Origin of the sequence: Hominifimenecus sp. rT4P-3, from assembly GCF_051055405.1 — a bacterium.
Classification (GTDB): domain Bacteria; phylum Bacillota; class Clostridia; order Lachnospirales; family Lachnospiraceae; genus Pseudolachnospira.
The window spans coordinates 1,876,228-1,901,891 of record NZ_CP167068.1 but is presented as its reverse complement, the minus strand read 5'-3'; the positions used below and the strand labels follow the sequence as shown (position 1 = coordinate 1,901,891).

Sequence of the window (25,664 nt, the reverse complement as noted above, 5' to 3'; positions counted from 1 at the left end):
AGGAAGGCCACGATGTATAAGATTTTTCTTGTGGAGGATGACGAGATCATTGCGTCCGCCATTCAAAAACAATTGACGGCCTGGGGGTTGGAATGCCGTGTGGTATCGGACTTTCAAAATGTCTTATCGGAGTTTGCCGCCTATGGGCCTCATCTGGTTATCCTGGATATTATGCTGCCGTTTTTTAACGGCTATCATTGGTGCACGGAGATTCGGAAGCTTTCTCAGATACCGATTTTATTTCTCTCTTCTGCTTCCGACAACATGAATCTGGTGATGGCCGTCAATATGGGCGGGGACGACTTTTTAGCGAAACCTTTTGACCGGGAGGTGTTGACGGCAAAAGTGCAGGCCTTGCTGCGCCGGGCCTATGATTTTGGCGCGCCATCGAATCTTTTGGAGCATCGGGGCGCCATTTTAAACATAAGCGACGCGACTTTGACCTATCAGAACGAAACCGTAAACCTGACGAGAAACGATTTTAAGATTTTGCAGATGCTTCTGGAAAATAAGGGAAAGACCGTGAGCCGGGATAAATTGATGACCAGATTGTGGGAGACGGATAGTTATGTGGATGAGAATACCCTGACCGTCAATATGACCCGATTGCGCCATAAGTTGGAGGCCGCAGGCTTACCTGATTTTATTACGACCAAGAAGGGAATGGGGTATCTGATCGAATGAACAAAGAAAAGCGGGAAACCGGCGTCTTGCTCGCCGGATATTTCAGACGCCACCGTGTGGACTTTTGTGCAATCCTATTGTTTGCCTTGATTTTTGCCGTCGTATTTTCCCTTTACCAGCTGCCGGTGGAGGCGGTTCTCTATGGAGCCGTTTTATGCTTGGCAGCAGGAATTTTGATTTTCGGCATCGATTACCTGAATTATTGGAAGCGCCATCGTTTCTTGAAGGAACTTCGGTGTCGGATTACCTTGGGGCTTTCCGATCTGCCCGATGCGCAGGAGCTTTTGGAGGCGGATTACCAGGAACTTCTTCGAATTGACCATGAAGATAAAAGCCGCTTGATTTCGGAAGCGGACAAAACAAAAAGCGATATGCTGGAATACTATACGATGTGGGCGCACCAGATCAAGACTCCCATCGCGGCAATGCGATTGTTGCTTTCGGAGGAAGAGGAGACGGTGTTTCGCGAGCTGTCTGGCGAGCTTTTTTCCATTGAACAGTATGTGGAGATGGTGCTATCCTATCTGCGCCTTTCCAGTGAGTCCAGCGATCTGGTGATCAAGCGGCAGCCGCTGGATGGAATTGTGCGGCAGGCGGTACGGAAATTTGCCGGTCAGTTTGTACGAAAAAAGGTGGCGCTTCAGTATGCGGGTGTGGAAACGGAAGTGTTGACTGATGAAAAGTGGCTTTTGTTTGTGATCGAACAGATCCTGTCCAATGCGCTAAAATATACGCCCAAGGGAACCATTTCGATTTATCTGGAACCGGATCAGACGCTGGTGATCGAGGACACGGGGATTGGTATCGCCGCGGAGGATTTGCCGCGGATTTTTGAGAAAGGCTTTACCGGCTACAATGGCCGTATCAACAAGAAATCCACCGGCATCGGCCTTTACCTTTGCCAGCGGATCCTGAAGAAATTGTCCCACACCATTGCGATTGAGTCGGAACCAGGAAGGGGGACAAAAGTAAAAATTGGGCTTGCTTCTGCGTTGCTGGAAGTGGAATAGAAGCGGGACTCACGGTGAATCCTTACAGGAATGTAAGGTATATCGGGGAAATGTAAGCCAAAGACATGGCAGCCATTTCCTCTTTTTGTTACACTAAAGAGGAAGATAAGGAGGTCATTATGGCGATATTAGAAGTCAATAATTTAAAGAAAGTTTATACGACCCGTTTTGGCGGCACCCGCGTGCAGGCGCTTTCCAACGTATCCTTTTCGGTAGAGCAGGGCGAGTATGTAGCGATCATGGGAGAATCCGGTTCAGGAAAAACAACGCTGCTCAATATTCTGGCGTCTCTAGATAAACCCACCAGCGGTGAGGTACTGTTAAACGGAAAAAGCATCGTGTCCTTAAAAGAATCGGAGATCTCCGCGTTTCGGCGTGATAATCTCGGCTTTGTATTTCAGGATTTTAACTTGTTGGATACCTTCTCCCTTAAAGACAATATTTTTCTTCCTCTTGTTTTGGCAGGAAAGGCATATCCGGAGATGGCAAAACGGCTGACGCCCATTGCAAAGAAGCTGGGAATCGAAGAAATCTTGGAGAAATATCCCTACGAGGTCTCCGGAGGCCAAAAGCAGCGGACTGCCGTGGCGCGGGCCCTGATCACAGAGCCGCAGCTGATATTGGCAGACGAACCGACTGGAGCGTTGGATTCGCGGGCGTCCGACAGCCTGCTCCGCTTATTCGGCCAGATCAATGAAGATGGGCAGACGATCCTGATGGTAACTCACAGCACGAAGGCGGCGAGCCATGCAAAGCGGGTTTTGTTTATCAAGGATGGCGAAGTATTTCATCAGATTTACCGGGGCAGTCAGAGCACGGAAACCATGTATCAAAAGATTTCCGATGCGTTGACAATGATGGCGACAGGTGGTGAGTGGGATGCGTAGAGGCTTTTATGTGAAGCTGGCCATATCGAATATTCGAAAAAATGCGCAGACTTATGTGCCGTATATGCTGACCGGCGTCGTCTCGGTTATGATGTTTTACATTATCAGCTCTCTGGCAAAAAACGAGGATTTCCGGAACATGCGGGGCGGAACGGAAATGTCCTGGATTTTGTACACAGGCACTTATGTGGTAGGATTTTTTGCTTGTATCTTTCTGTTTTATACCAACAGTTTCCTGATCAAGCGGAGAAAAAAAGAATTAGGCCTGTACAATATTTTGGGTATGGAAAAAAGGCATATTTTTAAAGTGCTGACCTATGAAACCCTAATGATCGGAAGCGTTGGCATTCTTTTTGGAATTCTTGGCGGATTGCTGTTCAGCAAACTGGTTTTTCTTGGTATGCTGCGCATTTTAAACCTGCAGGCAACCTTTGGTTTTCCGGTATCGGTACCGGCGATTCGGGACACGGTGATTTTATTTGCCGTCGTCTATTTCCTGACTTTGTTTAGCAACCTGCACCAGATTCATCTAGCAAAGCCGGTGGAATTGCTGCGGGGCGGACAGGTGGGAGAGCGGGAACCACGGGCAAAGGTTTTTGTTACCCTGTTGGGCGTATTAAGCTTAGGCGGCGGATATTGGATTGCCGTGACCACGAAAAACCCGATGGTCATGATTTTAATCTTTTTTGTGGCTGTACTTTTGGTCATGGTGGGAACTTACTGTCTCTTTACGTCCGGCAGTATCGCGGTTTTAAAGACGCTGCGGAGGAAAAAAAGCTATTATTATAAGACGCAGCATTTTATCTCTGTTTCGGGTATGATGTACCGGATGAAACAAAATGCCGTGGGCCTTGCCAATATCTGTATTCTCTCCACCGCTGTGCTGGTTATGATTTCTTCCACGGTGAGTTTGTATATTGGGTTTGAGGACAATTTGGAGCGCCGCTATCCGAGAGAGATCTTACTCAATTGCGTCGAGGTGGATCAAGCACGGTGGGAATCTGCCCAGAGCGCGATCGATCAGGTTTTAACCGCGGAGGGAAGACAGAGAACCAACGAAATCTGCTACCGCTTTTTGGAGATCGGCGCAAGGATAGAGGACGGAGAAGTCCTTCTTTCGGGAGCGGAAAATAGTTCTCTGGACAATGTATGGAATATCAGCTTTATGACGTTAAAAGACCTGAATCAGATGACTGGGGAATCGTTGACCCTGGACGATGACGAGGTGATCTTATATACCGGCGGTGAGAGCTATGATTTTGATACGCTCCGTCTTTTTTCCAAGGACTATCGGATTCGTGAGAAGCGGGACAGTGTGATTCCCAACGGCGGTATTGCCGCTAACATTATCGACAGCCTCTTTGTGGTCGTTCCGGACCGGGCTGCTTTGGAGTGGATCTATGAAGAGCAGAGCGCGTACTATCAAGAGCGGGATTCGAATATCCGAATCTATTATGGCGTAGACATCGACGGCACATCCAAAGAAAAAATGCAGGCCGGCGAAAATATCAAAACGGCTTTAAAGGAGCAAAACTTCCCCGGTTATCTGGAAGTCAAGGAAAGTGAATGGAGTGATTTTATGTCCATATACGGCGGATTATTCTTCCTTGGAATCTTCCTGGGGACCTTGTTCCTGCTGGCGACCGTGCTGATCATCTATTACAAGCAGGTATCGGAAGGATATGAGGATAAAGAACGATTTGTCATTATGCAGAAGGTGGGCCTGAGCCGAAAGGAGATAAAGAAGACCATACACAGCCAAATTTTAACGGTATTCTTTCTGCCTCTGCTGACGGCCGGCATCCACATTGCATTCGCTTTTCCGGCGGTTAACCGTATTTTGCGGGCCCTTGGCCTGATGAACCAGAGACTATTGATCTTTTGTACCTTGGGATCGTTCCTGGTTTTTGCATTGATTTACGTTGGTATTTATCTGCTGACGGCGCGAGTTTACGATCGGATTGTACAAAACGAAATACGCTAGATGGAATGTTGGTTTCGTCTGGAAAGGACGGTGGTAATAATGAGAAAAAGAAACGGAGGCTGCGGCGGTCTGGTAATAGGCATTCTGGCCTTGCTGACGATCGTTGCGTTCTGGTTGGGAAGGACGCCTAAAGACAAGTAAGGAAATAAAACACTCCGCTAAGGATTGCGCTGAGGCGCAGCGCAATCCTTTCGAGCGGTGGAAAGAAAGATGGCAATAAGCCCGCTGTAGGCAGAGGATTTCGCAGAGCGAAATCCTCTGTTTTTATAGGTGATGCAAGGTTTGTCTAACGGCATGTTTCCAGCCGGCATATAATTGTTCTTGCTGCATGGGACTCATTTCCGGCGCGTACTCTTTTCTTTGTATATGGCGATAGATCGTATCTGCGTTGTATAAACCAATGGCAATGCCGGCGGCATAAGCTGCGCCCATCCCGGAAAGTTCCTGGATATCGGGAATCTGAACTTTTACGCGGGCGATATCGCTCTGAAACTGCATCAGGTAGGAGCTGGCGGTGGGACCGCCGTCCGCACGCAGGGTGGATAAGGGAAAACCGGATTCCTCGCTCATTAAATCTGTCAAATCGGAAATCTGATAAGCGATGCAGTCCAGACAAGCTTTGGCAATTTCATTCCGCCTTGTGGTGCGGGTGATTCCCGTGAACATACCGGTGGCGTGGCTGTCCCAATAAGGAGCGCCGAGGCCCGTAAAGGCAGGGACAAAATAAGTCCTGTCATTGGGATTGGCTTCATAAGCCCGTTTTGTGGCTTCTTGGTCGGTGCGAATCAGTCCGAGATCTTGCCTTAACCAGGTAATGACGGCTCCGGTATAGTTGAGATTGCCTTCAAAGACATATTCAATCCGACCGTTCAAGCCCCAGGCTAGGCTGGTGACAAGGCCCTTCTTAGAAATACGGGGCTCCGTGCCCAGATTCATCATGACGGAGGATCCTGTTCCATAGGTGACTTTGGCCTGGCCGGGAAGCCGGCAGTCCTGTCCGAAAAGCGCGCCGTGGCTGTCCCCTAAGATACCGTGGATGGGAATGGGAGCATCCAGCCAACCGCCCAAGGTGGTAGAGCCAAAGTTGGAATCGGACATACAGACCTCCGGGAGAGCGTCCGGCGGGACTTGAAAAGCGCTGCATAGTTCCTCATCCCATTTCAGATTGCGAATATGATAGAGACCGGTGCGGCTGGCGTTGGAATAATCCGTTTTGAAGCTGCGGCCGTTGGTCAGGCAATAGACGAGCCAGCTGTCTATCGTGCCGCAGCAGAGCCGCCCCTTTTTCGCCAGTATTCTGGCTTCCGGAATCTGTTCCATCAGCCAGGTAAATTTAGGCGCAGGAAAATAAGGGGAAAGGTTTAACCCGGTTTTTTCCTGGAAGGACTCAGACAGAGCCGCAAATTCTGGCCGCTCGCAGATTTCTTTTGCCCTGGCGCATTGCCAAACGATGGCGTGATCGAGGGGCTTCCCGGTTTCCCTGTCCCACATCATGGAAGTTTCCCGTTGATTGGAAATGGCGGCGGCCTTAATGTCACTTTTGGGAATGCCGGCCTTTTCTGTGACCCGGCGGCATACGGCCAGGGTGTTTTGCAAGATTTCCATAGGATCGTGCCCAACCCATCCAAATTCATTGATGATTTGACGGTGGCTCTTGTCCGCACGGGCGATCAGAATACCATTTTCATCAAACAACAGTCCTTTTGTCCCCTGGGTCGACTGATCGATGGATAGGATATAATGGCTCATGACAAAAGCTCCCTTGCAGTTTTGAGGATACCGGAGGAATCTAAACCATAGTAGGAAAATACTTCTCTGGAATTGCCGGTAATCACGGGGGCGTCCGGGAGTGTCAGATTGACGACCTGACAGGGCGATTTTCTCGCGGTCAGTTGAGCGACCATGCTGCCCATGCCTCCGGTGGCCACATGTTCTTCCACCGTGATGATTTTTCCTGTTTTCGCAGCTCTTAAGACGGCATCCTGATCCAAAGGTTTGATACAATACATGTCGATTACCATGGCGTGGATATTTTCTTTGGCAAGCTGTTCGCCTGCCTGTTTCGCAGCCAAAACCGTTTCCCCACAGGCGATGATGGCGAGATCGGAGCCTTCTTGAAGTATGGTGGCTTTATCCATCTCAAAAGGGACGTTTCCTTCCTCGTAAACATCGGGGACCGCGTGGCGTCCGGTGCGGACATAGGCAGGAGCCGGATCCGCCATCAGGGCGCGGATCAAAAGTTCGGATTGCAGACGGTCGGAGGGGAGATAGAATCTCATGCCAGGGATAGAAGCGATGCCGGCAATGTCCGTGGTAGAATGGTGGGTCATGCCGAGCGCACCGTAGGATACGCCGCCGGAGATGCCGAGTAGCAAAACATTGTTGTGGGAGTAGGCGCAGTCCACCTTGATCTGTTCCATGGAGCGGGTGGAGAGGAAGGACGCGGGGGATACGGCTACGGGTTTCATTCCCACCGCAGCCATTCCAGCGGCAACCGATACCAAAGATTGTTCCGCGATACCAACTTCTACAAATTGTTCCGGATACGTGTCGGCGAAGGCGTTCATGGAAGCGGAGCCGCGGGAATCGGAACATAAAACGACAATGCGGGGATCGTCTTTCGCCAATTCCATTAAAGTATTGCAGATCGCCTGTTTATTTGCGATTGTCATGACATATGTACCTTCCTTTCCTTCAGGCTGGCCATGGCCAGCTGATATTGTTCCTCGTTCATCGGCTTATGATGCCAGATATAATTATTTTCCATAAAAGATACGCCGAGGCCTTTTGTGGTGTTTAAGATGATCACGGTCGGTTTTCCCTTGACGGCTTTGGCGGCGGTGAGAGCCGCGTCGATGGCCGCCATGTCGTTGCCGGGAATCGAGATCACATTCCAGCCGAAAGGAGCCCAGCGGGATTCCTGGGAACCTTGCGCCATGACGTCTTCGGTGGAACCGGAAATTTGAAGCCCGTTGCGGTCGATAAGCGCGGTGAGATTATCTAAATGAAAGTGGCCCCCGGCCATCACTCCCTCCCAAACGCTTCCCTCCGCCAGTTCTCCGTCTCCGAGCAAGGTGTAGACATGATAGTCCTTCCCCATCATTTTTGCCGCCTTTGCCATTCCTACAGCGACGGAAAGACCATGCCCCAGAGAACCGGAATTGACCTCTATACCGGGGATTTTGTTGTTGGGATGGCCGATAAAGCGAGACAAATAAGCGCTGTAGGTAGTCATCAGTTCTTGTTTATCAAAATATCCTTTGTCAGCCAGGATACAGTACAGGGATTCTACGCTGTGGCCTTTCGATAGGATGAAGCGGTCCCGGTCCGGATCCTTCACTTGTCCGGCGGAGACGTTCATATGTTTATAGTAAAGAGCAACCAGGGCATCTGCTTCGGAGAGGTCGCCGCCGATATGTCCACATCCTGCATTGTGGATCAGTGTGACCACATCCATGCGGATGTCCATGGCTTTTTCTTTCATTTCTTGAATGGTCATTATTCATTTTCCCCTCTCAAATAGGCTCTGACCTTTTCTTCGATGGGATCGTACAGGTCAGGCTGAATTTTTAGATACTTACATGCCTCATATAGGACGGGAATCACGTCTTTATGTATCCCTACACAGTGGTGAATATAGGGGCCTTCCACGAGTTTGGCTTCCAGACGCTTGATATTTTCCACCTCTACCCAGAGATAGGTTCCTCTGCCTTTTGGGCCGTCCACGCCGCGGGCATTGCCCAAAAGCAGAGAGTATTCTCCGTTATCACCGTCAAAGCGGGCCAGAGTCAAAATTCCATGCTTGGCTTCGGCGGTCAGAGAGCCAGGGTAATCAAAGGCCAGCGGAACCGTGATTTGAGGCTTACAGCCGGCCACGGAAAGGGGCCAAGGGCCGCAGTGCTGGAGCAGCTCGCCATTTTTTCGGTCGGGGTGGCGGATGGTCCAGTCGGCGAAGAAGCTGCGGGTTCCATCGTTGGCGGCAGCCTCCACCAGAAGAGCCGTGACGGCGCCGTGGATATCGGTTTCGCAGACAATGGGAATGCCTTTTTCATTGAGCAGCGCGTTGGCGGCGCAGAGCATAATGCCAAGCTCGTCTTGCAGGGCGTTCCAGCACTGGATTGCCCCGGCATTGCAATGGTATTTTTGAATCAGCCGTTCCATAGCTGCGGCCAGACCGGCCACCTGGGTGAGTTGTTCGTCCGTAATTTGGATTTCCATGTGCTCCCGGCAGTAGGCAATGGTCTGTGTTACATCTTCGCCGTCCACGATGGCTTTTTTTACTTCCGCGACCAGTTCGGAAAGGGAGATAGGAGAGAGCTGAATATGAAACTTTTCCAGCAATTCCCCCTCGTTGCACATGGTGGACCAAAAATCAAAGGGGCGGGGGCCGATCTGAAGAATCCGGATGTTCCGGAAGGTCTTTACCACGCGGCAGACAGCCAGGAAATCTTTGATTCCCCGCTCAAACACCGGATCATCCAGGCGGCAGTTGGTCATGTAGGTGAAGGGTACCTGAAAACGGCGCAGTACTTTTCCTGTGGCAAACAGACCGCATTGGGTATCTCTTAACCGGCTTCCGTCCGGCTCCGGACGTTCATCCAGGGGGCCCCACAGTAAGACTGGTACGCCCAGATCTTTGGCTAAGCGGGCGCAGACATACTCTGTGCCGAAATTGCAGTGGGGGAGTATCAGGCCATCCACTTTTTCCTGGCGGAATTTTTCTAAGATTTTCGGCCGGTCCTCCTCGCAGTAAAGTAACCCTTCCGGATTGATATCGTCAATATCTATGAAATTTACGCCTAATTCCCGCAGCCGATCCGCGGTCAGATTCCGATATTTTATCGCGTCCGGCGCGCTGAAAATGCTGCGGCGGGTGGGTGCAAAGCCCAATTTTATCGTTGTCATGTTATCCTCCTGTCAGATATTAAGACGCTTCCATGGCTGCCTTTTGCAGGCGGATCGCCATAAACTGCCTGCCGGGAAGGTTGATTTGAAATTTGCCCTGGAAGACGCCTTGATTCTCGATGGTCATATTCCAGGTGTCGATCACTTCCACCTGGTATTTTGCGGTATCGTCAAAATAAAACTCCCGAAAACAGGGGCGCATGAAGCTATAATAATAGATACGGTATCCGGTCTGGGCGGCGCGGAGCGCATCCTCCGGGACTGCACAGACATCGTCCCAATTTCCTTTGGCGGGCGCCAGGCCGATACCAGGGGTTTGGTATAGGATGCGGGACAAAAATGCGATTCGCTTCCAGCTCTCCCCTTTTAGTTTTCCTCCGTGGGACCACCAGAGGATTCGTTCGGGGGTCAAATAGGTTTCGCCATGGCCTGGGTAGCCGCCGCGCATGGCCGCTTCCCAGAAACGGCGGATCATTTCCTCTCCGGTGATGTTTCCCCAGCCGAAGGGAAGATTTCCTTCATAAGCAATCTCGTCCAGCACAACAGGCTTTTGATAACGGATGCGCCATTCGTCTGTCAGTTCCGCGGTTTTATAGAGGTCTTGACGCTGAATACTGCAGTGGGTGATCCAGGGACGCGTATGATCGTAATGAGGGCCGCAGTTGTGGATCGAGCGCAAATGATGATAAGGATCCTTCTGGCAGAGAATTTTCGCATAGCGTTCCCAGTCCGCCAGAGACTTGTGCCGGAGGAGATCGTATTCATTGGCCAGCGACCACCAGACATTGCGATAGGCAGCAAAACGGGCGACAACATACTTCCAGTAGAGCTCATCCTGCTCGGGCGTCATACAGGAGAATCCCCAGCGGTCGTAGGGGTGCATGACGATCAGATCCGCTTCCACACCGATTTCTCCCAGTGCTGCGATACAGCGTTCGATATGCTGAAAATGCGCCGGATGAAAGCGGGTGAAATCCCAGTGATTCCCAGGGGCGTTTTCTGTATAATCGCTCCAGTTTTCTTCCGTTAGCACGCTGCTATTCATGGGAGTCCCTTCATAAGGGTAGGAGCGGGGCTCGCCTAGGTTGTAGTTATAATGTTTAGGAAACAGGCAAAAGCGAAGTTTGTTGAAGCCGGATTCTTTTAACATATCTAACGTTTCGGCAATCCGCTCATCGTTTTGGAGTTCCCAGACATAGCAGGTGGTTCCAAGGGGATAATAAGGGGAACCATCCTCGTAAGAAAAATGAAACTGATTAGCGGAACGTACCGGGCCATGGTTGTCTGGGGAAGGGGGAGTAACCATAAAGCTGCCGCGAATGGGTTCTTCGGAAAATGTACCTGTCACGGAAAATTGGTATTCGCCTTCAAAGGACGGCATAAAACGAACCTTATAGATTCCATCTCCGTCATAAAAACCGTCCGTCTCCACCGACTCGGCGCCGTTGGTAAAATGCCCGCGGATGTTGTAATCCGTAAAGGGATTCCCATCGGTTCTTCCAGAGCAGGATATCTCAAAGACTCCCCATTTTTCTACTGATTTTGGGATATAATTCATGGAGCTTGCTCCTTTTATTTTGGGATTTTCACATTTTGATGACTGCTTTTACCACTTCGTCTTTGTGGGTTAAACTATATTCCGTCGCCTCGATACAATCTTTAAAGTCAAATATATGAGAGACAATTTCTTTCACCGGAATTCTTCCGGATGCTACCGCTGCGATTGCTTTTGGCCATAAATTCCGATAACGATATACTGAGTAAATCGTTCCTTCCTTGGCGTTTAGAGAAGCGATATCAAGCTCCAATACTGGTTCCGGAGAGACGCCGGTTAAGGTTACTTTTCCGCCGCGTTTGATCAGACGGCAGGTTTGAAGCGTGGTCGCACGATTGCCGGCGCATTCATAGACATGATCCACGCCGCCTCCAGGAAGGGTCTTCACGAAATCTTCGATGGATTCCTTAGGACTTAAGAACACTTTGGAAGCGCCAAGTTCCAGCGCTTTTTTCAGCCGCTTTTCCATGACGTCCGCCACATAGATCTCCGATACCCCTCTGGCCTTCAGCGCAAGCAGCGTACAGAGTCCAATGCACCCCGAACCGAGAATCACGGCGGTCTCCCCAACTTTTGCGTTGGATAGTTCTGTTCCATGAAGACCCACGGCCAGCGGTTCGATCATAGCGCCTTCCAAGGTAGATACCTGTTCGGGCAGTTTATAGCACATAGAGGCGTCATGGACGCAATATTCTGCATTGACGCCGTCCTTTTCATGGGGAATAGCCAGCATTTTGATGTTAGAACAAAGATTATAAAGGCCTTTCCGGCATTCCTCGCATGTTCCACAGGGAACGGCTGGTTCCAAAGAAACTTTATCTCCAATGGCAAATCCGTGGACTCCTTCGCCAAGGGCGGTGACGATACCGCCTGGTTCATGACCAAGGGCTAAAGGCCCATCCAAGGTCCAGTTGGCAAGGCAGCCCTCTTCATAAAAGTGAAGATCGGAACCGCATACGCCGACATATTCCAGCTTGATCTGCAATTCGCCTGGCCCTGGCTGTGGGATGTCGCGTTCCACCCACTCTAGTTTCCGTTTCCCTGTCAATACGCATACCTTCATTTTTCCCTTCATGGTAATCTCCATTCCGCCGCCAAGTCGGCGGCACAAATAGTAATGAAAGTCTTTTAATCCTCCACGTTACTGATAAAATAATTGTTAAAGAAGCTATACTACAAAGCACGGGGAGGTGAGTCGTAAAGACTTTCTTCGGTTTTAGACAGCATGGTAATCCGTGTAAGTTTCATCTTTCAAGCACAAATAAGTGGCTCTTTTAGACCGTACAGTAAGAATTGTTTTAACTTCTCTGTTAAATGTGTGGTGGAACAGTCAATGGCTTCTTTATCTCATCTTGAAAGGAGTTTTGACCATGAAAGTTGTTTACCAAACCTGCTGTGGTGTCGATGTTCACAAATCTTTTCTCGTTGCCACAATCATCAAAACCACTTCCGGTATAGAACCTTCTTATCAAAAAAAGCGTTTCTCTACCTTCAACAATTCTATCCTGCAATTCAAAAATTGGCTAATTGAAAACCAATGTCGGGACGTCTGTATGGAATCTACCGGTAAATACTGGGTTCCTGTATTCAACCTTTTGGAGGACGATATCAACGTCACTATTGCCAACCCCAAATGGGTAACGGCAGTTAAAGGAAATAAGGATGATACAAAAGATTCCAAATGGATTGGGGATTTGTTTCGATTAGGTCTGGTTCCAGGAAGCTATATCCCTTGTAAACCAATCCGTATCTTGCGCGAATTCACAAGATATCGTTACAAGCTGACTTCCTGCCGTACCAGCGAAAAGAATAGATACCAGAATGCTCTTACTGTCTGTAATGTCGCATTAGATTCGGTTGTTTCCGATATCTTTGGGAAATCAGCTGTATCTGTTATTGATTACCTGATCGAGCAAACCACGGGTTCCATCAGCCACGAAGAAATAGCCTCCAGACTCCTCCGTTCCCTAAAGAAGAAGTCTGACAGTGTCATTGAATCCATCGAAGGGTACCAGATGACTGACTCCCAAAAATATCGTATGCGCCTCGTCCGCGCACATCTGGATTATATCACATCTACGATAAATGATATAGACACTATGCTTGATTCTTTGATTGCTCCTTATGAAAATGCTGTCCAGTTACTGTGTACCATTCCGGGTGTTGACCGTAACAGTGCAGTCACTGTTATCTCCGAGATTGGTACTGATATGACTCCGTTTTCTAATTCCAAACGCCTCTGCTGTTGGGCGGGATTAACTCCCGGCAGCAATGAGTCTGCTGGTAAAAAGAAATCTGTCAGGATAACACGTGCCGGTGTATACCTCAAACCTGCATTGGTGCAAGTCGCTCATGCAGCCGTGAAATCTGATAAATCTCCTTACTATAAGCAGAAATATGAACGTATTGTGAAGCGCCGTGGTAAAAAACGAGCCATTATTGCCATCGCCCGGATGATTCTCACTGCTATCTACCAGATGCTGTCTACTGGTGAAGCATGGAATCCGACCGACTTATACAAGAATTTCCGAATCGCAATTAGCTTCTTAACACTTTGTAACAATACATTTTTTCAAAGGCTGCCATAAGACAGCTTGTTAAAGTGTACCATTTATTGGCTGTCCTCTACTTTCTTTCACAGTATATAACTCCTTTCCTTTTCTGCTTGATACCGCATATTGGTTGAATGGGTTCCCTTCCGTTGGCAAGGACGCAAACGGTCCATGGAAGGGATGGATAAAACGTAACATGATCATACTAAAAAGTCAATAAATAATTTAGTAATATTGATATTAAATTTACTAAATTATTGCAACGTTTGGTGATTATGACGCCATGAGTGTTATTCCAGCCCAATAAGAATGGAAAACGGCTTGTATTTTAAAAAAAAGTTTAGTAAAATACTTTGAGAAAAGGAGGGAGCCTATGACGCTCAGAGCAAAGGACATTGCGGAAATGCTTGGCGTTTCCGCATCTACACTCTCGATTGTATTAAATAATAGGCCGGGTGTCAGCGACAAGACCCGGACACAGATTTTAGATAAGATAAAAGAACTTCACTGCGAGTATCTTTTGAAAGGTCCTATTTTAGCGCAGACTCCGCCGAAAAAAGAAACGGTTGGATTTGTCGTCTACAAGCGCTTTGGCGATATTATCACGGAGTCGCCTTTTTTTAACTATACCTTAGAAGGGATTACGGCTGCTTTAAAAGCGCAGAATTATGACTTGAAATTCGTCTATCTGGACAGGGAGTTGTCACGAAAGGAGCAAGAGGCCTTACTGCTGGAGAGTAATTGCCGTGGCTTTTTGGTATATGCTGTGGAGATGTATGAGGATGACCTGGAAATTTTTATCCACACGCCGGTTCCTTTTGTTCTGTTGGATAATTCCTTTCAGACAAGGGATGTGGACTGTGTGGCGATCAATAATAGCCAGGGAATTTATAAAGCGATGCGATATCTCTATGAGATGGGGCATCGTGACATCGGCTATATCAAAAGTAGGGTTTCCATCACCAGTTTCAAAGAACGTTTCCGGGAGTATCTGCGCCAGCAGGAGGAGATGGGGCTTATCTTTCATCCCGATCATGTTTTGGAAGCCGGCTATTCGGAGCCAGCGGTAAACGCTGCCATGGATCATTATTTGGAGCATCATTCACTGCCGACGGCATTTTTGGCGGACAATGATTTGCTCGCCTGTTATGCCATGCAGGCGTTAAAACGGCATGGATTTTCCATCCCAGAGGATGTCTCGATCATTGGTTTTGACGACCGTCCCATCTGTCGTCTGGTGGACCCGCCTCTCACAACAGTGGCGGTACCGCTTTCCCTGTTTGGGCCTTCCGCGATAGAACTTCTTCTCACCAAGATAGAAAATCCTCGTTCTCAGTCCCTAAAAGTGGATATCGGGACAAGTCTGCTCCCGCGCGCCAGCGTGGCAAAAATTCTTCCGCCGGCAGGCAAAAAGCAGCCTTTGGCTGGCGAGTGATGAAGGCGCAGGAGATGGAATAAAAAATTGTTGATCTTTTCACAAACTTATGCTAAGCTAAATAGACGAAGATGACGTTTGTGTTTCATCTGATATAGATGGAACACAAACTTTTTATGTGCCTTTTACCACAAAAGCGCGCATTTGAGAGGAGGAAATTTGGTGCAAAAAGAAGAACAAAAGAAGTTGGATGCAATATTAAAAGCGCATCATTACGATCCGGCTTCCGTCATTGCTGTGATGCAGGCGATTCAGGCGGAATACCGTTATCTGCCGGAGGAGATGCTTCGCTATATTGCCAAGAAGTTGAAACTAAGCGAGGCGAAGATTTACGGCGTAGCTACGTTTTATGAAAACTTTTCCTTGGAGCCGAAGGGGAAATATGTGATTAAAGTCTGTGACGGCACGGCGTGTCATGTGCGGAAGTCGATTCCGATTTTGGAAGAATTCCGGGCGCAGCTCGGTGTATCGGCGGAGAAACCAACCACGGAGGATATGCTGTTTACCCTGGAGACCGTGTCCTGTCTGGGGGCGTGCGGTCTGGCGCCGGTTTGTACGGTAAATGATAAAGTGCATCCAGCGATGACCCCGGAAAAGGCGAGGGAATTGGTTGCGGAACTGAAGGAGGAAGCTGCACATGAAGTTTAAATCCCGTCAGGAACTGGAATTGGCGCGGCTGGCGTATCGGGAATCCTTAGCCAGCCAGAAGAAGCAGATTTTGATTTGCGCAGGAACCGGCTGCGTGGCAGGCGGTTCTCTTGATATTTATGAGCGATTGAAAGAGTTGATGGAACAGCGGAATGTTCCCTGCTCCCTAATTTTGGAAAAGGAGCCCCATGAGACCGTGGGCTTAAAGCGCAGCGGCTGTCATGGATTTTGCGAGATGGGGCCCTTGCTTCGCATCGAGCCGATGGGGTGGCTTTACATCCATGTAAAGGTGGAAGATTGCGAGGAGATTCTGGAGAAGAGTATTATTGGCGATGAAGTTGTGGAGCGGTTGGTGTATCGGGATGCGGAAGGGAAAGCCTATGAGAAGCAGGAGGATATTCCTTTTTATAAGCAGCAGACCCGCTTGGCTTTGGAGCACTGCGGTCACATCAATGCGGAATCCATCAAGGAATATATCGCCGTGGGCGGATATATGGCTTTGACCAAGGCATTATTTGACATGCAGCCGGAAGAGATTGTGGATGAGATCAGTAAATCCTGCCTGCGCGGACGTGGGGGCGGAGGGTTCCCGACCGGCCGGAAGTGGGCGCAGGTATTGGCCCAGCCGGAACCGGTGAAATATGTGGTCTGTAACGGCGATGAAGGAGATCCTGGCGCTTTTATGGATCGAAGCATGATGGAAGGAGATCCGCACCGTGTGATCGAGGGCATGATGGTGGCGGCCGTCGCGACCAAAGCGCATGAGGGGTATATCTATGTCCGCGCTGAGTATCCATTGGCGGTATCCCGGCTTTCCGAGGCAATCCGCCAGGCGGAAAACTATGGGATTTTAGGCGAAAATATTCTGGGGTCCGGCTTTGATTTTCATTTACATATCAGCCAGGGAGCAGGCGCGTTTGTCTGCGGCGAGGGCAGTGCCTTGACGGCTTCCATCGAGGGAAACCGTGGTATGCCGCGGGTAAAACCGCCTCGGACGGTAGAAAAAGGCCTTTTTGATAAGCCAACGGTTTTAAATAACGTAGAAACTTACTGCAATGTGCCGACGATCCTGGTCAAAGGCGCGGATTGGTATCGAAGCATCGGACCAGAGAACAACCACGGAACGAAAGCGTTTGCATTGACCGGAAATGTAAATAATACGGGACTAATCGAGGTACCGATGGGGACCACGCTTCGGGAAGTGATTTTTGATATTGGCGGCGGTGTGAAAGGCGGCGAATTTAAGGCGGTTCAGATCGGCGGGCCATCCGGCGGCTGCCTGTGTTTTACCGACAAGGAAAACCATCTGGATATGCACATGGATTTTGATTCCTTAAACAAAGTGGGAGCAATGATCGGCAGCGGCGGCCTGGTGGTTATGAACGATAAGAGCTGCATGGTCGAGGTGGCGCGGTTCTTCATGAATTTCACGCAGAATGAATCCTGCGGGAAATGTATCCCCTGCCGAGAAGGGACGAAGCGGATGTTGGAGATCTTAAATAAGATTGTAGAAGGAAAAGGCACCATGGAGGATCTGGAACTTCTGGAAGAATTGGCCGATACGATTTCCCAGACTGCTCTGTGCGGACTGGGCAAGACGGCGCCCAATCCGGTGCTCAGTACGCTCAAATATTTCCGCGACGAGTATATTGCCCATGTGGTGGATAAGAAATGCCCGGCAGGTCAGTGCAAAGCGCTGCTTTCTTACCAGATTAATCCGGAACTTTGCCGCGGATGCAGCAAGTGCGCGAGACAGTGTCCGGTGGAAGCCATAAGCGGCGAGATTAAGAAGCCCTATGTGATTGATCCGAATAAGTGCATCAAGTGCGGCGCCTGTATGGATGGCTGCAAGTTTGGCGCGGTAAAATTGGGCTAGGCCGGAAAGGAGAAAGAACGATGGATAATACTAAATATATGATCATCGACGGAAATCGCGTCGAGTTTACCGATGAAAAGACCATGTTGGCTGTGATCCTGAAAGCCGGCATCATTTTACCGACTTTCTGCTATTATTCCGATCTATCTGTGTACGGCGCTTGCCGGATGTGCGTGGTGGAAGATCAATGGGGCGGGATCATTGCCGCTTGCTCTACTCCGCCGAAGCATAAGGCGGAGATCAAGACCAACACGCCGAAGCTTCACAAGCATCGTAAGATGATTTTGGAATTGCTTTTGGCCTCTCACTGCCGGGATTGTACGGTTTGCGAGAAGAATGGCCATTGCCGTCTTCAGATGCTGGCTCACCGGTTTGGTCTGACCGAGGTGCGTTTCCCGAACAATAACCCTCACCGGGTGGTAGATAATTCTTCTACATCCATTGTAAGAGATTCAGGAAAGTGTATTCTCTGCGGCGATTGCGTGCGGATGTGTAATGAAATTCAGAATGTAGGCGCGATTGATTTTGCCCACCGGGGTTCCCGGATGGAGATTTCCACCGCATTTTGTAAAGATATCGCGGATACGGATTGCGTCAACTGCGGCCAGTGCGCCGCCGTATGCCCGACAGGTGCGATTACGGTAAAGAGCGACCAGTCCGCGGTATGGAAGGCTCTGTACGATCCCAACAAGCGGGTGGTTGCGCAGATCGCTCCGGCGGTTCGTGTGGCGATTGGAGAGGAATTTGGTTTTGAGCCTGGCGAAAATATGTTGGGAAAAACAGTAGCTGCTTTGCGCCGCCTGGGCTTTGATCAGGTATTTGACACTTCGGTAGGCGCGGATCTGACGATTATGGAAGAAGCCGCCGAACTGGTGGAACATCTGGAAGAGGGCGATAGCCAGTATCCCCTGTTTACTTCCTGCTGTCCGGCGTGGGTTCGTTATGCGGAGACTAAACATCCGGAGTTGATGAAATATGTGTCGACCTGTAAATCCCCGATGGAGATGTTTGGCGCCGTTTTGAAAACCTATTACAAGGAATACGATAAGAAGGAAAAGAAGGAGACGGTTTCTGTCGCGATTATGCCGTGCACAGCCAAGAAATACGAGGTCAGCCGCGAGGAATTTAAGAAAAACGGCGTGCCGGATGTGGACTATGTGCTGACGACGCTGGAAGTCATCAACATGATTAAGGAGATTGGAATTCTTTTTGATCGGATTGAAGGCGAGTCCAGCGATATGCCCTTTGGCCTTCATTCCGGCGCCGGCGAAATTTTTGGCGCGACCGGCGGCGTTACAGAGGCTGCGGTTCGCCGTGTGGTGGCGGATAAGAGCCCGAAGGCTTTAAAGGATATCGAATTTATGGGATTCCGGGGCATGGAAGGCGTCAAGGTCTGCGAGGTGGAGATCAATGGCCGGATGATGCGGATCGGCGTGGTCAGCGGTCTGGGAAATGCGGAGGAGTTGATCGAGAAAATCGAGAGCGGCGAGGAACATTTTGACTTTGTGGAAGTCATGGCCTGCCCTGGCGGCTGTGTCTCCGGAGCAGGGCAGCCCTTCAGCCGGAAGAGAGAGAAACGGATGCGCGCGGAGGGGCTTTACAAAAATGATAAGACCGCCCAGATTAAACGCAGCGACGAAAACCCGCTGATGGTGAATCTGTACAGTGATTTACTAAAAAATCGGACCCATGAACTGCTGCACGTGCATTATAAAGGTGGAAAAGAAGCGTAAAAAAACCGAAAAAGGATTTTGGATGAAAGGCGGCAAACTCTTTGTTTTTATTGCAATTTAGGGGATGAAAACACTTTTATCTGTGTATATTTTGTGCGGAAAAACTGCAAAATATAAGTGTAATGAATGACAGGAGGAAAACGTCTATGACAACGAAGGAGTTACTGTACGTGGAAGATGCGCTGGGACATGCCAAGTATTTTCAGACCAAGTGCGAGGAAACGGCAAGTCAAATCCAAGATCCGGATCTGAGAGCCTGCGTCGAGCAAATGGTACAAAAGCATCAGCAGATTTTTCAGAAATTTTATGGATTACTTTAATCGCGAAAGGAGAAAGAAATGGCAGACAAGAATTTAGTGGAAAACATTCTCCTTTTGGAGAAAGGTGTGTGCGATCTTTTTATGCATGGGACGATCGAGTCCTCTACGGAGCGGGTTCGTCAGGCTTTTAGCGACGCCCTGAACGATGCCCTGTGCATGCAGGATACGCTTTATGACAAGATGTCTGAAAAGGGATGGTACCCTACGGAGCAGGTGGAGCAAAAGAAAGTAGATTCCGTAAGACAGAAATTTAGCGGAAACAGCGCTCAGTAAGCAGACGGATATGACGTCGGGCGGCGTCATTAACAGAAATGAAAGCAAAAGACGCAGATTCGGAAAGAAGCGGATTTGCGTTTTTTGTTTTCTTTTTTTAATGGATAGGGAAAGGACTACCTGAATATAGTGAAAAATAGAAGTTTTTCGCTGTAAAGAAAGGGGTATTGGATTGTGCGAAAGAAAATAATCTGTCTGTTAACGGCATGTTTGCTGCTATTATTTCCTTTTCCGATTGTTTCTGCCGAGGCGCCGGCCGAGAGCGAATTATTTGCCCAAGCTGCGGTTTTAATGGACGCGGATTCTGGGCGCGTGCTTTACTCGAAAAACGGAGAGACAAAACTTCCCATGGCCAGTACGACCAAGATCATGACGTGTATCGTCGCTTTGGAGATGGGAAATCTGGACGACGTCTATGAGGCGTCCTCCTATGCGGCCTCTATGCCCAAAGTGCATCTGGGCGTTCAGGCAGGGGAACAGTACCGGCTGGAAGATTTACTCTATGCGTTGATGCTGGAAAGCTTTAATGACTCGGCAGTGGTGATCGCGGAAGGCCTGGCCGGGAGCGTGGAAGCTTTCGCGGAGTTGATGAATCAGAAGGCCTGGGATCTTGGATGTCTGGATACCTATTTTATTACTCCCAATGGACTGGACGCGGCTGATGAAACGGGAATCCATTCCACTACGGCAAGAGATTTGGCGACCATTATGTCTTATTGTATCCAGAACGAACAGTTTTTGGAGATTACGAGAGCCTCCAGCCACTCCTTCACGGATGTCAGCGGCAAGCGTTCTTTTACCTGCCACAATCATAATTCTTTTCTATCGATGATGGAGGGAGCGTTATCCGGAAAAACCGGTTTTACCAACAATGCGGGGTATTGCTATGTCGGCTCTTTGCGCCGCGACGGAAAAACCTTTGTGGTGGCGCTTCTTGCCTGCGGTTGGCCAAATAATAAGAATTATAAATGGTCGGATACGAAAAAGTTAATGACCTATGGTCTTTCCGATTATACATACCGTGATGTCTGGCAGGAACCGAACCTTTCCCCCATACTGGTAGAGGGGGGGATTCCAGCGGACGGGGATCTTTCAAAGAACGCGCTGGCGCATGTTACGGTGGAGGGCGGAGAGGGGGCTTTGTCCATGCTGCTTCGCGCAGATGAGGAGGTCCGTCTGGAAGTACAGCAAACCCAAGGGTTAAGAGCTCCGGTTTCAGCGGGAGAGCCGGTAGGAAAAGTGGTTTATACCTTGAATGGGAGCACTGTAGCGGAATATCCGATTGTAACAAAAGCGCCGGTAGAAAAACTTTCCGCCAATTGGTGTCTAAAAAAAGTCTGGAACCGCGTGATGTTCCAAGCGGAAGAAAGCGTGCAATAAAGCAAGAAAAAACGTTTGACAAGGAATGGGAGATCGAGTTATACTGTGACACAAAGCGCGGCCGAAATGTGCTGTGCCAGGAGGAAGACAGGCGGCCATGGGTCGCCCATTTCTGTATACGGAATACTGGGAGGGAGTGTCCATGATGAAAGAAAAGAAAATGATATTGCCGGCGGAGCTGCTGGAGAGCCCGTTTACATTAATTGGAAAAGAGTGGATGTTGGTTGCGGCCGAGAAGGATGGCAAGGTCAATGCGATGACTGCGGCCTGGGGCGGCTTAGGCGTTCTGTGGGGAAAAAACGTAGCCTTTGTTTTTATCCGCCCACAGCGGTATACGAAAGAATTTGTCGACGCAGCGGACACCATGTCTTTAACTTTCTTTGGCGAGTCCTATCGGAATATGATGAATTATATGGGAAAGGTTTCTGGCCGAGATGAGGATAAGGTGGAAAAAGCCGGTTTGACGGTAGCATATGAGGGGGAGACGCCTTATTTTGAAGAGGCCAGGCTGACCATGATCGGCAGAAAGCTTTACGCCCAAGAACTGAAACCGGAGTGCTTCGTGGACGGGGACAGCACGGATAAATGGTATCCGGAAAAGGATTTTCATACGATGTATGTGATTGAACTGGAAAAAATATGGATGGCGGAGTGAACAACAGAATATGAAGTTTACAACAGAAAGTCGGTTTTACCGGACCGTTCTTGCGATTGCGGTGCCGATTGCCTTGCAGAACCTCATTACCTTTTCGACCAGTATGATGGATACGCTGATGCTGGGAAGAGCCGATGACACCGGTGTGCTGTTATCGGCTTCTTCTTTAGCAAATCAGCCGTTTTTTATTCTGTCAATGGTTTGTTTTGGATTATCGGGCGCCGCGACGGTTCTGAGCGCCCAGTACTGGGGCAAGAAAAATTTGGATGCGATCCGGACTATCTTTTCCATGATTCTTCGAGTCGCCGCGCTGTTTTCTATCGGTTTTGCCGCGACGGTACTGTTGGCTCCGGAATGGGTGATGGGACTTTACTCCGATCAGCCGGAAGTCATTGCGCGGGGCGCCGACTATTTAAGAATCATCGGATGGGCGTATTTGTTGTATGGCATGAGCAATACGATGATTTGCTGCCTGCGCTGTGTGGAGGCGGTAAAGATTTCGGTGGTGGTGAACATCTTATCGTTCTTTACCAATGTCAGTTTGAACTGGGTTTTGATTTTTGGAAATTTAGGCGCTCCGGCATTGGGAATCCGTGGAGCTGCCATCGCTACGTTCATCGCGCGTCTGGTGGAGTTTTCCGTCACTTTTTGGTACACGTTTCGGATGGAACGCCGCCTGGCATTCCGGGTGCGCCATTTACTTTGGTGGAATAGAAAACTGGGCGTGGATCTGCTTCGATTTGGGAGTCCAGTTTTTGTAAATGAAACCATGTGGTCCTTAGCCATTACGCTGCAGGCGGCTATTTTAGGGCACATTTCTTATTCCGTGGGTGATCCGGTAGCGGCGAATTCTATCGCCAGTATGATTCAGCAGATGGCCACCGTTGCGATTTTCGGACTGGCAAACGCGGCGGCTGTTTTAGTTGGAAAGTCGATTGGGGAAGGGAAAAAGGAGCAGGCGGTCCAGAATGCCCGTACGTTTACAGTTCTTGGCGCCGTGATGGGCGTTTTGAGTTTGGCATTGATTTTGCTGATTCGAAGGCCTGTGGTGGAGTTTTACGATATTCCGGCGGCCACAAAGGAATTGGCTTATGATATGCTAGGGGTTATTTCTATCGTGACTTTTTTTGTCTCCATGGCGACCATCTTTATCGTCGGCGTCCTTCGGGGCGCGGGAGATACGAGATTCTGTCTGAGTTTAGAGATGACCTGTCTTTGGCTGGTCGCCTTGCCGGCGGCCTACGCCGGGGCATACCTCTGGGAGATTCCGGTGGTAGGGGTTCTGGCGCTGATGAAAGTCGACGAATTGCTGAAAACGTTCTGCTGTCTGTTTCGTTTGAAGACTGGAAGATGGATCAAACAAGTAACACGGGAGGAATTATAGGAGGTTCGTATGCTATCGGCAGTTGTGGTTGCCTTTTCCATGTATTCCCGGATTCCGATGCCGCGGATTGAATGGACGGAAGAAAATATGAAATACGCGGTTTGTTTCTTTCCCTGGATTGGAGCGGTGATCGGGGGCGTTGAAATCGGCGTATGGTATCTTTGCGGGCTCTTAAAAATGGGAGAATTTTTTCGGACCGCGGCGCTTACGGTCATTCCGGTACTGGTGACGGGGGGCATTCATCTGGACGGCTTTTTGGATACGGTAGATGCCAGGAGCTCCCATCAGGATCGGGAAAGGAAGTTGGAGATTTTAAAAGATTCCCATATTGGCGCCTTTGCGTTGATTGGCTGCGCGGTGTATTTTTTGCTTTCTGTGGCTGGATGGAGCGAAGTGGATGAAGCGATTTTACCGGTGGCTGCAGTTTCTTTTTTCCTGTCCCGTTCCTATAGCGGTTTGGCTGTCGTCGCTTTCCGGCAGGCCCGGAAAAAAGGAATGTTGGCGTCTTTTGCAGAGCAAGCCCACAAAAAACGGGTAAAGGCAGTGATGATTGTTTATCTGGCGTTGGCCAGTGTGTTTTTGGTTTGGCTTTCTCCTCTTTATGGAACGGCGGCAGCGGCAGCGGCTTTGGCTGTTTTCGGATATTACCGGTATTTTTCCTATCGGGAATTTGGCGGCGTGACGGGTGATCTGGCCGGGTATTTTTTGCAGCTGTGCGAGTTGGCGATGATCTTGGTTCCGGCCATTTTGGAAAGGCTGGTGTCGATTCTGTGAAGGTGTATCTGTTTCGGCATGGGGAAACGCCGGGAAATCGAGAAAAGAGGTATGTAGGAAGCACGGAGGAGAGCTTGACCAAAGAAGGGCGGCAGGCATTGGAAGCGCGTCTTGCGCCTGAGGTGGATTGGGTCTATGTCAGTCCTAGGAAGCGGTGTGTGGAGACGGCGGATATTTTATTCCCGAAAGTAGGGCGGACGGTGGTTCTGGGCTTTGCCGAGTGTGATTTTGGCGCATTTGAATACAAGAATTACCTAGAATTGTCTGGCGATCCGGATTACCAGCGGTGGATCGACAGCGGCGGTGTGATCGGATTTCCCGGAGGCGAAAGCCGGGCAGTTTTTCAGGAACGCTGCGTACAGGCTTTTTGGAACGTACAGCGGGACGCGAGAAAAAGGCAGGCCCAGGCCATTGCGTTGGTGGTTCATGGGGGGACAATTATGGCTCTATTGTCTCGGATTGGTACGCCAAAGCGGGACTATTTTGATTGGCAAGTGGAAAACGGAACTTGTATAGAAGCCATGTTTGAGGGCGGTAGGCTCTTGGTTTTGACGTAGGAATTTTTTCCAGCGTTTTCTTTGGCATTTCCTCAAAATGGAAACGAAACTACTAGAACTAGCGGTAGAAAAATCGGAAAAACATAGAACTTGTATGGAAGTGTTAAGGTTTCGAAGGGAAGTTAGAAAGAAAACAAACAGGAAAAGAGGTTTTACCTAGGAAAAAAATAAAATGAAAACTTCCTTAATTTTTTCTTGCGTATTTTAACCTTATGTTTTAATATATATGAGGGAGAGAGCAAAAAACTAAAAAGAAGAGGTGAACAAGATGACATTTTTGGCAGCTATGAGCCTGACAGCGACAGCGGCGGAAGGCGCGAAAACGCTGGGACAACAGGTTCAGGAAGGCTTGATGAATATGGTTGTCGGCCTAGGCGTCGTATTTATCGTCCTGATCTTTCTGAGCTTCGTGATCTCGCTGTTCAAGTTTATCAACAAGCTTGACAAGCCAAAGGCAAAGGAACCAGTGGCAGCGCCGGCTGGCGCGCCTGCACCGGCAGCAGCTCCTGCGGCGGCCGTTCCGGCTGGTCCTGGTACAATGGCGGGAGCAAAGGTAACGATCGCCGATGAGGTAGAAGGCCCGGTGGCGGCTGCGATTCTGGCAGCGGTAGCAGAGTCCTGCGGAGGAAACTTCAAGGTAACATCCATCAAGAAAAGTAAATAAGGTGAGTACAAAACTAGGAGGATATTGAAGAGAGATGAACACTTATAAGATTACGGTAAATGGCGTAGCATACGACGTAACAGTAGAGGCCACTGGCCAGACGGCAGCAGCAGCTCCCGCAGCACCGGCGGCGGCTCCCGCAGCAGCGCCGGCAGGCCAGGCGGGCGGCGTCCGCGTAGAGGCGGCGGTAGCCGGTAAGATCTGGAAGATCGTTGCCCAGGCGGGCCAGGCTCTGAAAGCGGGCGACAGCATCGTCATTCTGGAATCCATGAAGATGGAAATCCCGGTAGTAGCTCCTCAGGACGGAACGTTGGCTCAGGTAGTTCTCCATGAAGGTGATCCGGTAGAGGTTGGTGACTTGATCGCTACCATGAACTAAGCCGGTTTC

At 49.5% G+C, this 25,664-nt stretch carries 24 protein-coding genes; 18 read left to right on the top strand and 6 right to left on the bottom strand.

Annotated features, from left to right (window positions below; all coding sequences use genetic code 11):
• Positions 1-12: 12 nt before the first annotated feature.
• The 4 genes from ACCC71_RS08845 to ACCC71_RS08830 all read left to right on the top strand — a co-directional run bounded on the left by ACCC71_RS08845 (position 13) and on the right by ACCC71_RS08830 (position 4,565).
• Complete coding sequence (locus ACCC71_RS08845; protein ID WP_434309268.1) at positions 13-684, top strand: response regulator transcription factor; 672 nt, start codon at positions 13-15, stop codon at positions 682-684.
• Entirely contained in the window at positions 681-1,694 is a 1,014-nt protein-coding gene (locus ACCC71_RS08840; RefSeq protein WP_434309267.1) for a sensor histidine kinase, read from the top strand. Before ACCC71_RS08845 ends, ACCC71_RS08840 begins: the two co-directional genes overlap by 4 nt.
• A 119-nt stretch (positions 1,695-1,813) precedes the next feature.
• Positions 1,814-2,581 carry an ABC transporter ATP-binding protein gene (locus tag ACCC71_RS08835; RefSeq protein ID WP_434309266.1) on the top strand — a complete coding sequence of 256 codons (768 nt, stop codon included), beginning with the start codon at positions 1,814-1,816 and terminating at the stop codon, positions 2,579-2,581.
• Positions 2,574-4,565, top strand: a complete 1,992-nt coding sequence (locus ACCC71_RS08830) for an ABC transporter permease (protein ID WP_434309265.1) — start codon at positions 2,574-2,576, stop codon at positions 4,563-4,565. The genes ACCC71_RS08835 and ACCC71_RS08830 overlap by 8 nt, the downstream gene beginning before the upstream one ends.
• Before the next feature lie 264 nt (positions 4,566-4,829).
• Here the strand turns inward: ACCC71_RS08830 and ACCC71_RS08825 are convergent, their stop codons facing one another.
• The 6 genes from ACCC71_RS08825 to ACCC71_RS08800 are packed head-to-tail and all read right to left on the bottom strand — an operon-like array spanning position 4,830 to position 12,100.
• Complete coding sequence (locus tag ACCC71_RS08825; RefSeq protein ID WP_434309264.1) at positions 4,830-6,314, bottom strand: FGGY-family carbohydrate kinase; 1,485 nt, start codon at positions 6,312-6,314, stop codon at positions 4,830-4,832.
• Positions 6,311-7,237, bottom strand: a complete 927-nt coding sequence (locus ACCC71_RS08820) for a transketolase family protein (protein ID WP_434309263.1) — start codon at positions 7,235-7,237, stop codon at positions 6,311-6,313. The genes ACCC71_RS08825 and ACCC71_RS08820 overlap by 4 nt, the downstream gene beginning before the upstream one ends.
• On the bottom strand, positions 7,234-8,064 hold the full coding sequence (locus tag ACCC71_RS08815; protein WP_434309262.1) for a transketolase: 831 nt from the start codon (positions 8,062-8,064) through the stop codon (positions 7,234-7,236). Before ACCC71_RS08815 ends, ACCC71_RS08820 begins: the two co-directional genes overlap by 4 nt.
• Positions 8,064-9,470 carry an L-fucose/L-arabinose isomerase family protein gene (locus ACCC71_RS08810; protein WP_434309261.1) on the bottom strand — a complete coding sequence of 469 codons (1,407 nt, stop codon included), beginning with the start codon at positions 9,468-9,470 and terminating at the stop codon, positions 8,064-8,066. Before ACCC71_RS08810 ends, ACCC71_RS08815 begins: the two co-directional genes overlap by 1 nt.
• 19 nt (positions 9,471-9,489) lie before the next feature.
• On the bottom strand, positions 9,490-11,028 hold the full coding sequence (locus ACCC71_RS08805) for a DUF5605 domain-containing protein (protein WP_434309260.1): 1,539 nt from the start codon (positions 11,026-11,028) through the stop codon (positions 9,490-9,492).
• Positions 11,029-11,056: 28 nt separating this feature from the next.
• On the bottom strand, positions 11,057-12,100 hold the full coding sequence (locus ACCC71_RS08800; protein WP_434309259.1) for an NAD(P)-dependent alcohol dehydrogenase: 1,044 nt from the start codon (positions 12,098-12,100) through the stop codon (positions 11,057-11,059).
• Between the two features lie 295 nt (positions 12,101-12,395).
• Between ACCC71_RS08800 and ACCC71_RS08795 the strand changes: the two genes are divergently transcribed.
• From ACCC71_RS08795 to ACCC71_RS08730, 14 genes are all read left to right on the top strand, one after another.
• Entirely contained in the window at positions 12,396-13,613 is a 1,218-nt protein-coding gene (locus ACCC71_RS08795; protein WP_434309258.1) for an IS110 family transposase, read from the top strand.
• Between the two features lie 337 nt (positions 13,614-13,950).
• Positions 13,951-15,012, top strand: a complete 1,062-nt coding sequence (locus ACCC71_RS08790; RefSeq protein WP_434309257.1) for a LacI family DNA-binding transcriptional regulator — start codon at positions 13,951-13,953, stop codon at positions 15,010-15,012.
• 159 nt (positions 15,013-15,171) lie between these two features.
• Entirely contained in the window at positions 15,172-15,660 is a 489-nt protein-coding gene (locus tag ACCC71_RS08785) for an NAD(P)H-dependent oxidoreductase subunit E (RefSeq protein ID WP_434309256.1), read from the top strand.
• The gene (locus ACCC71_RS08780) at positions 15,650-17,536 is read left to right on the top strand and encodes an NADH-ubiquinone oxidoreductase-F iron-sulfur binding region domain-containing protein (RefSeq protein WP_434309255.1); all 1,887 of its coding nucleotides are present in this window, start codon (positions 15,650-15,652) and stop codon (positions 17,534-17,536) included. Before ACCC71_RS08785 ends, ACCC71_RS08780 begins: the two co-directional genes overlap by 11 nt.
• A 20-nt stretch (positions 17,537-17,556) precedes the next feature.
• Positions 17,557-19,269, top strand: coding sequence for a [FeFe] hydrogenase, group A (locus ACCC71_RS08775; protein WP_434309254.1), 1,713 nt, complete (start codon positions 17,557-17,559; stop codon positions 19,267-19,269).
• Between the two features lie 146 nt (positions 19,270-19,415).
• Positions 19,416-19,589 (top strand): hypothetical protein, encoded by a 174-nt coding sequence (locus ACCC71_RS08770; protein ID WP_434309253.1) that lies wholly within the window; start codon positions 19,416-19,418, stop codon positions 19,587-19,589.
• A gap of 18 nt (positions 19,590-19,607) precedes the next feature.
• Positions 19,608-19,862, top strand: coding sequence for a spore coat protein (locus ACCC71_RS08765; RefSeq protein WP_434309252.1), 255 nt, complete (start codon positions 19,608-19,610; stop codon positions 19,860-19,862).
• Between the two features lie 174 nt (positions 19,863-20,036).
• Positions 20,037-21,242: a D-alanyl-D-alanine carboxypeptidase family protein gene (locus tag ACCC71_RS08760; protein ID WP_434309251.1), complete on the top strand. Its 1,206-nt coding sequence runs from the start codon at positions 20,037-20,039 to the stop codon at positions 21,240-21,242.
• 145 nt (positions 21,243-21,387) lie between these two features.
• Positions 21,388-21,897, top strand: a complete 510-nt coding sequence (locus ACCC71_RS08755) for a flavin reductase (protein WP_434311830.1) — start codon at positions 21,388-21,390, stop codon at positions 21,895-21,897.
• A gap of 10 nt (positions 21,898-21,907) precedes the next feature.
• The gene (locus tag ACCC71_RS08750; RefSeq protein ID WP_434309250.1) at positions 21,908-23,281 is read left to right on the top strand and encodes an MATE family efflux transporter; all 1,374 of its coding nucleotides are present in this window, start codon (positions 21,908-21,910) and stop codon (positions 23,279-23,281) included.
• Between the two features lie 9 nt (positions 23,282-23,290).
• A complete protein-coding gene (gene cobS, locus ACCC71_RS08745) occupies positions 23,291-24,055 on the top strand; it encodes an adenosylcobinamide-GDP ribazoletransferase (protein ID WP_434309249.1) in 765 nt (254 codons plus the stop codon).
• Positions 24,052-24,612, top strand: a complete 561-nt coding sequence (locus ACCC71_RS08740) for a histidine phosphatase family protein (protein ID WP_434309248.1) — start codon at positions 24,052-24,054, stop codon at positions 24,610-24,612. Before cobS ends, ACCC71_RS08740 begins: the two co-directional genes overlap by 4 nt.
• A 268-nt stretch (positions 24,613-24,880) precedes the next feature.
• On the top strand, positions 24,881-25,276 hold the full coding sequence (locus ACCC71_RS08735; RefSeq protein ID WP_434309247.1) for an OadG family protein: 396 nt from the start codon (positions 24,881-24,883) through the stop codon (positions 25,274-25,276).
• Between the two features lie 34 nt (positions 25,277-25,310).
• Positions 25,311-25,655, top strand: a complete 345-nt coding sequence (locus ACCC71_RS08730) for a biotin/lipoyl-binding carrier protein (protein ID WP_434309246.1) — start codon at positions 25,311-25,313, stop codon at positions 25,653-25,655.
• Positions 25,656-25,664 lie beyond the last annotated feature (9 nt).